The organism is Polynucleobacter sp., assembly GCF_044342855.1.
Lineage (GTDB): Bacteria > Pseudomonadota > Gammaproteobacteria > Burkholderiales > Burkholderiaceae > Polynucleobacter.
The window spans coordinates 1-13771 of record NZ_JBIIPA010000008.1 but is presented as its reverse complement, the minus strand read 5'-3'; the positions used below and the strand labels follow the sequence as shown (position 1 = coordinate 13771).

Here is a 13771-nt window from a genome sequence, read left to right as displayed (position 1 = left end):
GGCTAGTCACTGCTCTAATTTGTTTGGATTCGCTTGAAGATTAAGGAGGTATTAATTCCACCGAAAGCGAAGTTATTGCTCATGGTGTAGTCGCAATCAAGCTGTGTGCCGTTGCCTTTAATGTATTGCAAGTTGCCGCAGGCTGGATCAACCTCGTGGAGATTGAGGGTTGGTGCGAACCAGCCATCATTCATCATTCCAATGGTCATCCAAGCCTCTAGAGCGCCGCAAGCGCCAAGGGTGTGACCCATGTAGCTTTTGAGTGATGAAATCGGCATGCGACTTCCAAAGACCTTTTCTGTAGCCTTTGTTTCAGCAGTGTCACCTTCCTTGGTAGCTGTGCCATGTGCATTTACATAGCCCACTTTAGATGGCTCAAGGTCAGCATCCGCAAGAGCTAATTCCATAGCCTTTGCCATGGTCTCCGATTGAGGTTGAGTCACATGTGTGCCATCACAGTTGGTGCCAAAGCCAACTAGCTCGGCATATATCTTGGCGCCTCGGTTAACGGCATGTTCGTATTCCTCAATAATGGCAGTGCAAGCACCTTCCCCGATAACTAGCCCGTCTCTATCCTTGCCAAAGGGGCTTGGAGTAAGCTCAGGAGTGGAGTTCATGGTGCTTGTGGCAAATAGGGTATCAAAGACAACAACCTCGCTTGGAGATAACTCTTCAGCGCCGCCGGCAATCATGACATCCGCATGCCCATACTTAATTGCTTCATAGGCGTAACCAATTGCTTGGCTGCCGGAAGTGCAAGCGCTAGAGGTCGGAATGACACGACCAGTGACGCCAAAGAAAACAGCAATATTGACCGCCGCAGTATGAGACATCATTTTGATGTAGCTGGAGGCATTGATGCCATTTGTGGATTTATCTACCAACAGCTGGAAGAAGTCACATTGAGCCTCTGGAGAGCCTGTAGACGAGCCGTAGGCGATGCCGGTACGACCGGAGGTCACTGTATCCGTATTCGTTAGTCCAGCATCCTCTAGAGCCATATCCGTTGCCCGGCAAGACATTAGGGCAACACGCCCCATACTTCTCATTGATTTGCGGTTATATCTATCTGCAGGGAGCTCAAAATCAGCTGCTGGTGCTGCAAGATGGGTATTTAATCCTTTGTACTCTTCCCATTCGGCAATCTTTTGAATTTTATTTTTGCAAGATTTCAGGTTCGAGAAAATGGTTTCCCAGTCGCAGCCTAGCGGGGAGATTCCACCAAAGCCGGTAATTACTACGCGTCTATTCTTGCTCAAATCATTCCCCCGTTTACCGAGATGACTTGTCTTGTAATGTATGCAGCATCATCGCTTAAGAGAAATGAAACTGCTGCAGCAACTTCCTCTGGCTTTCCTGCTCGCTGGGCTGGGATCATTTTTAGAGCGGCATCTAAAACTTCTTCCGAAACCATTTCTGTATCGATTAGCCCAGGAGCCACACAGTTAACGGTAATGTTGCGTTTGGCTAACTCAACCGCAAGCGCTTTAGTTGCGCCAATGATTCCAGCTTTTGATGCGCTGTAATTAACTTGACCTCGATTGCCTGCAATACCAGAGACTGAGGACATAGTGATAATTCGGCCGGGCTTTCTCGCCGATACCATTGGCATTACCAATGGATGGAGTACGTTATAGAAGGATCCAAGATTGGTATCGACAACCTCATCCCACTCATTGCCTAGCATTGCAGGAAAGGCATTGTCAGCCGCTATTCCGGCATTGCAAACAACGCCATATGGAGCGCCATTCGCTTCAATGTAGGCATCTAGTATTTCTTTCGCTTGGGCTCTGTTGGAGATATCAAACTGTAATAGTTGAATCTTTACTGGGGTAGTAGCCTCAATATCTTTTGCTACTTGCTTTAATTGGTCGATATTTGATCTGCAGTGCAGAACTAGGGTGTAGCCGTCTTTTGCCAAGCGCTGAGCAATGGCGCATCCAATGCCTTTATTGGCACCTGTAATTAAAACGGTTTTATTAAGGTTCATCCCTCAAATATAAAGTATTGTCCTTGGCCTGGAACAAACTGAGAGAGGCTTCGCACAGAATATTGCCAATACTGTCAAAAACTGTCCCGGTAGCGGCGGAAACACCCTCATCGCTAGTGAATTCCCTGATAACTGAGACAGTAACAGTTGATCCGGGTATGAATTCCGAAACGTTTGAGGTGAAGCGTCGCGTTCCAAGCAGGAATCCTATCTTGACCTCTTCATCAGGATTTGGTTTTGTGAGTTCCGCATGAACACCTGCCGCTTGCGCCATAAATTCAATGGCAACCCATGGACCTATAAATGGACCGCAAAATGGGTATTCATCCTTAATTGTGACCTCAACTACGATCTTATTCTCCTCATAGCTAATAAGACGATCAATTAAGACCATCGGCGCATCGTGAGGGAGGAGTTTGGCTAAATCGGAGATCAAGAGCGCTCGATTATTAAGGATGTGTTGTTGCCACCAAAAGCAAAGTTATTGGTCATGATCGTATTGATAGGTTTTCCAATATCACCATTGAAATTTAAGATGGGCAATGCCGGATCTTGTTGTTTGTCCCACAAGTGAGGTGGATACTTCTGATGCTCAAGCGCTAAGCAGGAGATGATTGCCTCTACTGCACCTGCTGCACCTAATGTATGACCAGTTAAAGGTTTGGTAGAGCTAGCAGCGGTATCGCCAAATAATCGAGAGATTACGCCAGCTTCCATAGCATCATTTTGCTGTGTTCCAGTGCCATGTAGATTGACATAATCGATGTCATCTGCGCCTAATTTGGACATGCTCAGGGCTGAATTAATTGCTAACGCAGCTCCAATGCCAGCTGGATCGGGCGCGGAGATATGGTGGCCGTCTGAGCTCTCGCCCCAGCCAGTGAGCTTATAGGGGCCTTCCTTCATACTCATAAGAAATAGAGCTGCCGCTTCACCAATATTGATGCCATTGCGATTGATTGAAAATGGGTTGGTCCGCTCAGGGGGGATTGATTCAAGCGCATCAAACCCGGCGATAGTAAATTTACAAAGCGAATCAACGCCGCCTACGATTACGACATCCACTAAGCCGGTTTTTAATAATCTTGCGCCGCTAGCCAAAGCTTTAGCACTTGAAGTGCAGGCAGTAGATATGGAGTATGTTGGCCCAGTAGTGCCAAGAAGTGCCGCTAGAAAATTAGATGGGGATGCAAACTCACGTTGGTGTAAATCAAAGTTATCTGGAAATTTGCCGGTAGCAAGTAAGTGAGGGAATGCCTCTTCTTCATCTGAAATTCCTGAGGTACTTGTGCCGATGATAATCGCAACGCGATTCTTATCAATACCCTCAAGTGCTTTTGCTACTAAGGGTTCGATTTCTTGAAACGCGGAAAGCAGTAATTGATTATTGCGGGACCGCAATTTTTTATCAAAATTAGCCACCGACGGAAGATTGTTGTCTACGGCTCCAATAAAAACTGGCTTATTTGAGCTGTACTTATCTGTTTTAAGCATCCCCGGACTTATGCCCGAAAATAGATTGGCAGCAGTCTCCTTGAGTCCTGAGCCAAGAGCGCTATTGATCCCAATGCCATTAATAAAAACGCTCACTTAACCTCACTCATCACAATATTGAGTTTGTATTCTGGAGAAGTCCTGTAGAGGGTAATTATAGAATTCCCTTTGCCATCTGGGCGGCGCTCCATCCGCATAACCACTTTACCCGACTGTAAAAGCTTCTTTTCGTTAGTATTGCTCTCTAATGTGTAGTTAGTTGTTAAATGAGATTGAATGGTAGCGGGGCTGGCCAGTACAAATAAGTTATCTTCTGTAATGGAGTTTATCGGGAAATAGAAGGGCATCCCAATTCCTGGGCCGTTAATGATTTCGTTTCCGTTATAGATAATTGTAAAAATTCGAATTCCGCCTGCAGTTCCAATAATCTGAATTTTTTCTTTTGAGATATCAACTATATTCTCCATTGCATAAGACTGATCGCCGTAAGAGATTTGAGTTTGCATTTGCAGAACTCGAGAATTGCCCAATTCTTCTGGAGCAAGATTGAATGCAAGGAGATTTGAATGACCTTGGCATCCAATCAAAAGAGTTGTCGTCAAAAGCAAAATTGTGTGTCGGAATGAGAGCACTTACCTTAAGCCTTCTTAGAGAAAAAGATGGTCAGCGCCCACGAAAGGCTGATGCCAAACAATAAAGTGATGCCAAAGCTATGCAGAGCTGGTACATGGCTAATCGTCAAAGTTCCAAAAGATACTAAGCTCATAAGGGCGCCTAGAGTAATGGAGAATGTGACGCGTTCATCGGCTGGATATTGCAATAGGAATATGCCGTAGTCAGTCCCAACACCAAGTAGTAGTGCAAAAGCTAAGATGGATAAAAGGCTAATGGGTTCACCCAGTGTGCTTAATATTGCGATAGTAATAAATGTAGCCAATACAGGTGGAGCAATCGATCGCCACGCCTCTTTTTTGTAGCGAATTGAAATGCCTATAAACGCAATGATGTAGCCTATGGCGATCAAAATTGAAAAAAGCGTTCTATATCGCTTGAAGATTTCTGAAATTTCATTGGGCTTATTGACCCAAGAAATAGAGACATCTTCCATCCTTGACAGTTCATCAATGGTGGATTGATCGCTGATGCCTGATAGCAGTACAGCGGTAAAATTTTTACCGTCCTCCTTAAACCAAAGACCTTGCAGTTGATTAAAGAGTGGGGATTTTTCAAACTCTTCGAAAGTAAGCATTGTTGAAGACGGCTCTTGAGAGCTAACCCATGAACCCGGCATGTCCATGGTTTTGCCTATCTTTTGCAGAACCTTTTCATCAACCAATTTCCCATAGGATTCAACATTTTTCCTTTGGAATTCTAACGACGGGATGTAGTCGCTAATTACTTGGTAGCTTGAAATTTTTCCACCCCGAACTAAAGGCTGTAATTTTTTAGACAATCCTTCAGCGGATAAGAGCACCTCATTGGGTGAGTCGCCAGAAATGATGAAAAATTGCGCTGGACTTGGCAAGCCCATTAATTTTGAGATAGCCGTTTGCTCGGCGACCAGGTTTGGATCATAAGAGGCAAGGGCGCGGATATTATCTGTCCCCTTGAATGTTATTGCTCCGTAAACCCCTAGGCTCAACATTAGTGAGGTGAGTGCTAATTTGGAAAAGACGTTGGAAATTCCGAATCCAGGCTTAATCACCTTAAAAATGCGATAGAAATTATTCTTTTTAAACTGCACTTGATTAAGCATTGGAAAAAAAAGAACGACAGAAAGCCAGGCAGCGATTAAGCCGCCAATTGAGAACACAGCCATTTGAGAAAGAACCGGGAAGGGCGTCGCCGCAAGAAGTGCATAACCAAGTATGGTTGTTAGGAGTGCTAAAGCCATTCCTGGGAAAAGGTATCTCCTTCTGTCCTCTGGGCTCTTGTTGTCGTCGATAGAGCCTGTTAGCCAATATAGGCAGTAATCAACTGACATGCCGATCAGACTCGTTCCAAATGCCAGTGTTAGCAAGTAAACCTTTGGGTAGATGAAGATGCAAATTAATAGGGCATATAAAAAAGCAATACAGACTGTTAAAAGGACTGCCCCAATCGCAATAAAACTTCTAAAGGCTAAGGTGATAAGTGCTAGTGCCGCAATTGCCGAGACGATGCCAATGATTGATATTTCAGACTCTGCTTTTATTGCTGTTGCTGTAGCATAAAAAAGTACGCCAGCTTTTTGAATTTTTACTGAGGGGATGTCTTGCTGTGTTTTTTCAATCGCCTGGATGATTGAGGTTGCCAAGATATTTCTTTGACCCATGTTGAGATCAGTATTTGTTAACTCAAGAGGCATTACAACAAAAGTGGAGCCTGAATCCTCAATGATTAAGCTAGATCCGTAAGGTCTGATCTTTGTTTTGGCTAGAGAACTTAGCCAATCACTTAATAGGCCAAAAGGATCATCTTTCCAGCTAACTGCCATTCCGGAAAATGAGTAGGCTAAGGATATTGATTTGTCATACCAGAAGGTGCTTGAATTGTTGTCTAGCTGATGGACATCCTCGGCAGAGAGGAGGCGCCCCTTGTAAGGGAGGTAGAACTTGGCAATTTCATTTAAATCAAGATTTGAATTGGCCTGCCTTAAGTCAAGCGCTGCAAATTGGTCTTGAAGTAGTTTTTCAGCTTTTAGGGATTCCTGAAGATTTTCAGATCCGATAAGAAGTACAAGCGAATTCTCACCTTTCTTTGCAATTCTCGAGATAATTTTCTCTGAATTAAGATCCCGCTCAGATCTTGGTAGCAGGGACATCAGATCATTGTCAATTTGACGGCTGATATAGGTGAAATTAAGGCCGGCCCATATTAACAACCCAAATGTTGTTAGAGCAAAAGCAGAGGCAAGCCATTTAATTAAATTTTGCGGCTTCATCAGGGCTTAAAGAATCCGGAGTTTTAACCTTACTAAAATTGATCTGAGTTAGGTCGCCAGTATTTGTTTCAAATGACACGAAGTCAACGACAGTTTTGCCTGCTAGATCCACATTTCTGAGTATTGAGGGGCCTGATTTTTTTGGAGTGAGGTGAAGCGACCAGCCCTTTTTTGTTGATTGACCGTTAATATCAAACATCTTCTCAATGATTTGTATGTTCCCTGAGAAAATAGATAGTAGCAATTCGTTGATGTATTTAATTCCAGGTTGGGATTCGGAATTAAGTCTCATTACAACTTGACTATTGTTTTGTATCTGTAACTCTGATTGTGTAATTTTGACCGTTTGAGGAAATGGTTTTTCGGTCACCCAGAGAATTCCCTTGGATTTATCTACTAAAAAGTAACCCTCAGAAATAAGCTTTTTATTGACGCCAATCAGAGCTCTAGTTTGATGAAACTCGCCTTTGATAATTGGCGCATTGACTACCGATTGCTGAACATCGCTCAGTAGGCTCTGGGCAAATGGTGCTGTTGAAAATAGCAGGAGAAGAGAAAGAAATGCCCTTTTCAATTTTTTGAGGCCAGTATTTTTGTTCGAAAGATCTCGGGTGTGGCAAATAAAGTCTCACCAGTTTGCATGTCAATTGCTAGTTGAGTGGTCTGACCTTTGGTGGTGACTGACCCATCTGTTTGGCTAATTACCTCATAGGATACTTTTAGTCGATTCTCATACTCTATAAGGCTAGCCACAACCTTTATTTTTTGGCCGTACTTCAATGGCTTTATATATTTCACTTGAAGGTCTACAACTGGCCAGCCATATCCGCTTTCAGACATTTGCGGAATGTCGTAGTTAATTTTTCGCAGTAGGGCAGATCTGGCGATCTCAAAGTATTTAGCATAGTTACCGTGCCAAACGATATGTACTGAATCCACATCGTGAAATGGGATTTCTATATCTACAGCGGCGGTTAGTAGCTTATCTTCCATGGCTTTATTTTCCACTATTCTTCGCCCAAAACGGGTAGAAGTTAAACCACTGAAATGGGGCTTGTACGCAAATATCGCTAAGTCCGTTTGCAAATGATTGCGCAGCAATTTTGGCGCTATGGGCTCTATTTGTACTGAGGGCATCGGATGAGGCTATTTCATTGATTTGAATAATGTATTGACCATTCACCTTAACCGAAGTTAGTGAGTAGAGTGGGCACTTCAGGACTCGAGCTAAAGCATAGGGGCCAATTGGTAGCGGAGCTTGACCCCCTAAAAAATCAATATTAATTGTTCCGTGGCCTGATAACGGAATGCGATCTCCTGCTATTGCAATCACTTCTCCATTATCAATTTTTTCTGAAAATGAAATTGCATCCTCAACATCAAACTCGGAAACCTGGAGAGTGTTGATTGCACTTTCAGGATTTATTTCCCTGAGTAATTCGTTAAATTTAACCGCATGAGAAGTGTGAACCAGGACAGTTAGCTTTAGGTTAGGGAAGTCATTGGCAATGGCGCGACTAAGATCAAGATTCCCAATATGAGAGACCACGATGATGGCACCTTGACCGTTATTAACTGTGCTTACGAAGCTATCGTCAGACTTGAACGAGTACGCAATATCTTGAATATTGCCGCTCCAAATAATGAGCTTATCAAGGATGCACTCCCCAAATGCAAAGAAATGCTTGAAGATATTGATGATGGATGGTTTGGGAGATTTACCTTTGGTGTACTTATAAAGATGCCCGAGATACTCTCTTGAGGCGCCTCTCGCGATTGAGTGCGTAAGCAAGTACCAAAAAATAGTTGGGTACAGAATGAGCCTAACTGGAAGGTGCCCGAATAGTTTGTAAATACCAAATGCAAATTTAATTCCAGAGGAGGTGGTTACCTCATTAATTTTTGCCCAATGCATTAACGCCCTCTAAGCTTTCTAAATATCAACCTCGGAGCAATTGGGATCATGCCAAAGAATAGTTTGGTGTGCATCTTGGAGATCGCGATATTGTCTTTTATTACATCAAAATGCGATATGCCATCGAGTGGGTAGTGAACGCCAACAGGAATCTGTCTTACTTTTAACCCGCTCCAATAGGCCCGTACAAGCACTTCGATATCAAAATCCATGCGAAGGCCAAGACCAGGTGTTTTATTGATTACATTCAATGTTGGGGCTATTGGGTAGATGCGAAATCCACACATGGAGTCTTTGATGTCAAGGGAGAGGGTGTTAATCCACACCCAAATATGGGTGGCATACCTACCAATTAGGCGTGACTTTGGAACATCTTTGCCATACACGGGCATACCAGAGATGATTGCGTCTGGATAATCCTGCGCCTCTTTCATTAAGGCGGGAATTTCATTGGCGTCATGTTGACCGTCAGCATCTATCTGAAGGGCGTGTGTATAGCCCTCAGCTAAGGCAGCTCGTAACCCATCAATAACAGCAGCACCTTTGCCGCCATTAATAACTCTGGTTACAACTGTAACCAAGGGATCTCCTGCAAGCTTTGCCAGCTCTCCCTTCGAATAGATATCGCTTCCATCATCAACAATGAAGCATGGAATCTGTTTCTCTAACAGGCTATCAACAACCCCAGCTATTGGTTCTGGATGGTTATAAAAGGGAATGATTGCGCAAAGCTTCAAATTAATCCTTGTGAAACTTGATAGTTCCGGTTGAAAAGATTGAGTCACCCTTAAGGTACTTGAATTTAAGAGAGTTATTTTCAGAATTTAGGGTGATTTCAAGTTCAATGATCTGGTTGGGCTTTAAAAAATCTCTGAACTTGACTTGCTCCATTGAGGAGAATTTTCGTTGTGTAATTCCAAAGTGGTTAAGTCCGATATCAATTGCCCATTGCAGCTGGGCCACGCCCGGCACTAGGGGGAATTTATCAAAGTGGCCCTTGAGGCACTCCAGGTTGTCTGATATGTCGAGGCAGAAGCTGGAGACACCACTTGCCGTAGTGGCAGCAATAATTGCAGGAGATTTAATTGGTGTTGAGAACAGCCTCAGGCATTGGGCTTTTGTAATCTTTCCAAATGAATTCCTTGGTAAGGATGATATAAATCTCCATTTTCTGGGGATGCACACAGGGTCTACCTGTGATGCCATAGCTTGTTTAATGGCAGTTATTGCTGCTAACTTCCCTTGCCTCTTGATTAGGTTTAGTCCGGCATCATCAAGAACCACAATCGCGCTCAATTGATCTCTGGAGCCATTTCCCAGGTCTAGGATATGACATTCGGCAACAAGGCAAGAGCTGAGGATTGCTTTGTTAATTTGGGGGGTCGATATTCTTTTATCTTCAATCTTTAGTATGGTGTCGGTGCGACCATGAATTTCAAATGATCCATTGCTCTCCGTTGCTGTATCAGCAGTTTTAAACCAGCTATCGTCGGGCAAAAATTGCGACTTGATTTCGAGGGTTTCAGCTATTGGCTTTTTAAATTCAACCCCTTGCTGCATTTTCCAAACATCCCCTGGTAGCTGTCTATATGAAATATGCCCAGTCTCGGAACTGCCATAAATTTCATATGGATAGTTAGCTGTTAAGTCACGTATTTCTTTTGAAATTTCAGCGCTCAATATGCCGCCAGCAGCAAAGCAACTGATGAAGTCTGGATTGGATTGTTTTTGAATATTGGAGGTTTGTGCAACTCGCTTCAAGAAGGATGGGCTTGTTACGAATACCTGCGGGATGCTTGTATCCCATTCATGTGGGTAGGCAATGAGGGAGCGAGCAATACGTGATCCTCGGGCTAGCGGCCACAATACTCTAAAAGGCAGTCCAAAAAAATGTTGATGACTTGCTGATCCTGTAAATAATCGATCTACAGAAATGCTTGGCCCAAATGTAAATTCAGCAGCTTTAATTTCATTTTCAAGCTGCCATAATTTTTTGGTAATTTTTGTGGGCTCGCCAGTTGAGCCAGATGTATAGACTTCTAAAACTTCCGCATCTAGATCTAGCGCTTCAAATTGTGCGGGGGATTTGGGCTCCCCCCATGCGCTCATATCAGCTCCTTCAAATGAGCCAATAAGAATGTAGTTGGAAAAATTAGCCTGATTAAAAGTTTCCATTTCAGGTGGAAGTAGAACTGAGCGCTTTAATTGCCATGCTGCAAAAAGCCAAACCATAAAGCTATAGGTATCGGGCTCAAATAATGCCACCCGAGTCTTATCTTGGATTGATAGTGTTGCGACTGCATTGCCAACATCAGTCTTGAATTGGCCAAAGGTGAGGCCGTCATCTGTTACGACTATTGAGTCGGCCCGATCGGATACCAGTAGGTTGGCTAAGGTATTACTTAGCATGCTTCAATCTCTTTTGGCGAATCATCCATTCACCCGCAAACATACATCCCATCAGTAAATAGGCTATTCCACCGTTGTAGATAGTCCAGTATTCCTTATCTTCAAGTAAGGCAGTAATCAGTGCGATTGTTCCATTGATGGCGAAAAATAGGCACCATGCTTGCGTGCATTTCCTTGTATAGGGGATTTCGGAGTCGGGAAGATTTGGGTATTGAAGACGCGCAAACTTCTCTATAACTGGCTGACCTTTATGTAGGCTCAAGGCAAAGGCAATCAATAGGCTTAAATTAATGGCGACTGGATAAAAGAAGATTGCCTGGCTTGATTGGAGTGTCAGAGCCATGAGTCCTAATGCTGCACCTGGCCAAGCAAGCAACTTACCCCAATAGAGATTACCTTTTAAAAAGATTGCTGGCAGTAATAGTGCGCCAATCCACCAGAGCGGAATACCAAACCAAAGGCAAATCCAGAAAGACAGGGGGATGAGTAGAGCAAACAAATACCCCATTGGGTTTAATTGCTCAATTTATGAATGGCATCTACAACATCTTGAACGGTGCGTACAGATTTAAACATTTCTGGCGTCATCGTTTTATTTGTATATTTTTTTAGGCGAACAATAAGATCAACGGCATCGATGCTATCGATGTCCAAATCTTCATATAACTTTGCTGTAGGCACAATTTTATCCGCAGGAACCTCAAAGAATTCAACTAAGTTTTGTTTTAGTACATCAAAGATTGCGGACTTTTCCATATTCGTACTATTTAATCTTATTTGCTGTTACGAATTTAGCCAATGTTTCCACGGAGAAGAAATGCTCTTTATTCTCTTTGGTGCCACCAGAAAAACTAAGGCCATATTTTCTTTGTAGGGCGACGCCCAGCTCTAGTGCATCAATAGAATCTAATCCCAAGCCTTCGCCAAAAAGGGGCGCTCCGGATTCAATATCTGCAGGCTTGTAATCCTCAAGGTTGAGGCATTCAATGATGAGCTGTTTAATTTCTAATTCAAGTTCTTGCATGGCTTCTAAGCTTATGTCTGAAATAGTCTTCTAAATACCTGGTTAATACTCTGGATTCGATGGATAAATCCCCATCGCAATTAACTACCTTACCCGTTTCAATTTCTTCACAAACTGAGATCGTAAACACAGGTTTTTGCTGCGGGACTTTGTACCATTTAGTTCCTTTTTGCAGAACTGGTTCGGAGGTAAATATCAAAATTGGCGTGATATTTAGCTTTCCTCTGACGGCAATATTTGAAGCCCCACGCTTAAACGTTAATGCGTTTATATCTCTTGTTCTAGTGCCCTCTGGAAAAATAATCAAATTGTTACCACTTTTCACAGATCTTATAGATTTTACAATGAGTTCTGGGCCCTCCTCATTTCGAATAAACCCAGCAAATCTCAACAAACCGAGGGTAAAGGGGTTAAAGAGCAGGGGTGTTTTAATTACGCCATCAGGGTTATTGACGAGGGCAATCAAAATAACAACATCTATTAGGCTCGGATGATTAGCTAATACCAGGCGGCCGCCAGTCTTTAGGCGCTCTAAATGCTCTGTTTTTAATGACATTACACCCAGAAGCTGCATGATTTTCAGAAATGTCTGAAAACAGATTTTTACTAGGCGCTTTCCAATTCTTTGTCTTAACTCGCTTGCAGGCGTAATTAGAATAATTGGTATCAAGCCGATGGATAGCATTGCGCCAACGACTCCAAAGATGGAGAAGGACAGGCCAGTCCCAATGATTCGCCAAGCTCTATTGCTCAACTAGACTCTCCTCATTTTCCAGAGGGTGTTATTAATAACCTCTGAAAATGCCTTGTCTTCCCCAATTAAAAATCTAAATATATTGAGATTGCTTGGTAATGCTGGATTTGTCTGATTGTTGGTTGTTGCGCTGCTTAAGGTGAATTGTAGGTTTCCGCCCGGAGATACATCCATTGCGAAGCCGTATGATTCGTCAACAAAGTCGCAGTAATTTTTGTATTCTTGCTGAACTGCATTTTCAACAACAATAATTCGAGCGCTTGACTCACCCTGGGCAAAAAATCCTAGAGCCTCAATTAGCGCTGACATAACTCCATCCGTTGAGGCGAGCGCCGTTACATTTGAATGCAACTTCCTATCGATAGTGTAAAGCCCGGGTATGGCGTTATGCACACTTAAGCCAAAAGATTGGGGTGATATGGCTCCCGTTTCAGTGAGCTCCTTGAGTAGCTCATAGCATCTAGTGAGATCGCCGTATTGAGTGCTAAAGATAATGGGGCTATCTGTAGGGGGTAGGCGATAGGTCGGATCAAGGGCCATTTTGCCAAGCTGCTTTAGGCGGCGCCTATTCATTGGCTGCATTCCCTCGACCGCAGGCGAGCCTTCGCCATTTGTAGAGTAGGGCGCTTTCGCCCATTCAAGCCAGGCATCCCTAGTTTGGACGGCCGGACTCCATGCATGCCAGTGCGTTACTTCAAATGGGGTCGACCAATTTTCCATTGGGATTCAAGAGTCTTGTAAATAGCTTAAATATACAGAGTTCTTACTTCCAGGCACCAGTTTGGCGCATTTTCGCTCTTTAAGAAACTTCAGCGCACCGCCTATTAAGGTATTCATATAGATCGAATGATTTGAGATTTTCCGTGCCATTGATGCAGGGCGCTGGCCCATACATTAGATAGTTTGTGGCCAGCTGATCAGCGGTTAGCGTCAAATGCCTATGTTGGTTTAGATAGTCATCAATAACTTTCCTACATGCTGAAATGGCTTGGTCCAGCCTATTAAATATGCCCAACCTAATCCATGGACTTTCATTCCGGGCTAGGTTGTCATTAAATACTTCAACTGAATATTGATTGGGTTGCATGGTGGTCTCCTGAAATTGATTGCCTAGGGCAGTAGATTAATCTCAGGAGATAGCCATACATCAACTGGTGGATTGACCCATCCTTTCTCTTAAATAAGCCTGCACCTGCTCAATCGTCCAAAACGAGGATCGTCCTATCTTGATCGGCTTGGGAAACTCGCCTTTTTGAACCATC

At 43.4% G+C, this 13771-nt stretch carries 16 protein-coding genes; all 16 read right to left on the bottom strand.

All coding sequences use genetic code 11. The annotated features are described in order from the left end of the window. Positions 1-14: 14 nt before the first annotated feature. Complete coding sequence (locus ACIQZ3_RS04145) at positions 15-1259, bottom strand: beta-ketoacyl-ACP synthase (protein WP_397390618.1); 1245 nt, start codon at positions 1257-1259, stop codon at positions 15-17. Continuing rightward, on the bottom strand, positions 1256-1990 hold the full coding sequence (gene fabG / locus ACIQZ3_RS04140) for a 3-oxoacyl-ACP reductase FabG (protein WP_397390616.1): 735 nt from the start codon (positions 1988-1990) through the stop codon (positions 1256-1258). Before fabG ends, ACIQZ3_RS04145 begins: the two co-directional genes overlap by 4 nt. Next, a complete protein-coding gene (locus ACIQZ3_RS04135) occupies positions 1980-2426 on the bottom strand; it encodes a hypothetical protein (protein WP_397390614.1) in 447 nt (148 codons plus the stop codon). The genes fabG and ACIQZ3_RS04135 overlap by 11 nt, the downstream gene beginning before the upstream one ends. Continuing rightward, positions 2423-3580 carry a beta-ketoacyl-ACP synthase gene (locus ACIQZ3_RS04130; protein WP_397390612.1) on the bottom strand — a complete coding sequence of 386 codons (1158 nt, stop codon included), beginning with the start codon at positions 3578-3580 and terminating at the stop codon, positions 2423-2425. The genes ACIQZ3_RS04135 and ACIQZ3_RS04130 overlap by 4 nt, the downstream gene beginning before the upstream one ends. Continuing rightward, positions 3577-4086: a DUF3261 domain-containing protein gene (locus tag ACIQZ3_RS04125; protein ID WP_397390610.1), complete on the bottom strand. Its 510-nt coding sequence runs from the start codon at positions 4084-4086 to the stop codon at positions 3577-3579. Before ACIQZ3_RS04125 ends, ACIQZ3_RS04130 begins: the two co-directional genes overlap by 4 nt. A 35-nt stretch (positions 4087-4121) precedes the next feature. After that, positions 4122-5780 carry an MMPL family transporter gene (locus tag ACIQZ3_RS04120; protein ID WP_397390608.1) on the bottom strand — a complete coding sequence of 553 codons (1659 nt, stop codon included), beginning with the start codon at positions 5778-5780 and terminating at the stop codon, positions 4122-4124. A gap of 604 nt (positions 5781-6384) precedes the next feature. Continuing rightward, positions 6385-6981 (bottom strand): outer membrane lipoprotein carrier protein LolA, encoded by a 597-nt coding sequence (locus tag ACIQZ3_RS04115; protein ID WP_397390606.1) that lies wholly within the window; start codon positions 6979-6981, stop codon positions 6385-6387. After that, positions 6978-7400 carry an acyl-CoA thioesterase gene (locus tag ACIQZ3_RS04110; RefSeq protein WP_397390604.1) on the bottom strand — a complete coding sequence of 141 codons (423 nt, stop codon included), beginning with the start codon at positions 7398-7400 and terminating at the stop codon, positions 6978-6980. Before ACIQZ3_RS04110 ends, ACIQZ3_RS04115 begins: the two co-directional genes overlap by 4 nt. A gap of 4 nt (positions 7401-7404) precedes the next feature. After that, the gene (locus tag ACIQZ3_RS04105; protein WP_397390602.1) at positions 7405-8322 is read right to left on the bottom strand and encodes a hypothetical protein; all 918 of its coding nucleotides are present in this window, start codon (positions 8320-8322) and stop codon (positions 7405-7407) included. After that, positions 8322-9059 (bottom strand): glycosyltransferase family 2 protein, encoded by a 738-nt coding sequence (locus tag ACIQZ3_RS04100; RefSeq protein WP_397390600.1) that lies wholly within the window; start codon positions 9057-9059, stop codon positions 8322-8324. Before ACIQZ3_RS04100 ends, ACIQZ3_RS04105 begins: the two co-directional genes overlap by 1 nt. A 1-nt stretch (position 9060) precedes the next feature. Then, entirely contained in the window at positions 9061-10731 is a 1671-nt protein-coding gene (locus tag ACIQZ3_RS04095) for an AMP-binding protein (protein WP_397390598.1), read from the bottom strand. Next, on the bottom strand, positions 10721-11239 hold the full coding sequence (locus tag ACIQZ3_RS04090; protein WP_397390596.1) for a hypothetical protein: 519 nt from the start codon (positions 11237-11239) through the stop codon (positions 10721-10723). Before ACIQZ3_RS04090 ends, ACIQZ3_RS04095 begins: the two co-directional genes overlap by 11 nt. Positions 11240-11244: 5 nt before the next feature. Beyond that, positions 11245-11487 (bottom strand): acyl carrier protein, encoded by a 243-nt coding sequence (locus ACIQZ3_RS04085; protein WP_397390594.1) that lies wholly within the window; start codon positions 11485-11487, stop codon positions 11245-11247. 7 nt (positions 11488-11494) lie between these two features. Further along, the gene (locus ACIQZ3_RS04080) at positions 11495-11755 is read right to left on the bottom strand and encodes a phosphopantetheine-binding protein (protein WP_397390592.1); all 261 of its coding nucleotides are present in this window, start codon (positions 11753-11755) and stop codon (positions 11495-11497) included. Then, the gene (locus ACIQZ3_RS04075; RefSeq protein ID WP_397390590.1) at positions 11742-12440 is read right to left on the bottom strand and encodes a lysophospholipid acyltransferase family protein; all 699 of its coding nucleotides are present in this window, start codon (positions 12438-12440) and stop codon (positions 11742-11744) included. Before ACIQZ3_RS04075 ends, ACIQZ3_RS04080 begins: the two co-directional genes overlap by 14 nt. Positions 12441-12509: 69 nt before the next feature. Then, the gene (locus tag ACIQZ3_RS04070) at positions 12510-13229 is read right to left on the bottom strand and encodes a beta-ketoacyl synthase chain length factor (RefSeq protein ID WP_397390588.1); all 720 of its coding nucleotides are present in this window, start codon (positions 13227-13229) and stop codon (positions 12510-12512) included. Between the last annotated feature and the right edge of the window lie 542 nt (positions 13230-13771).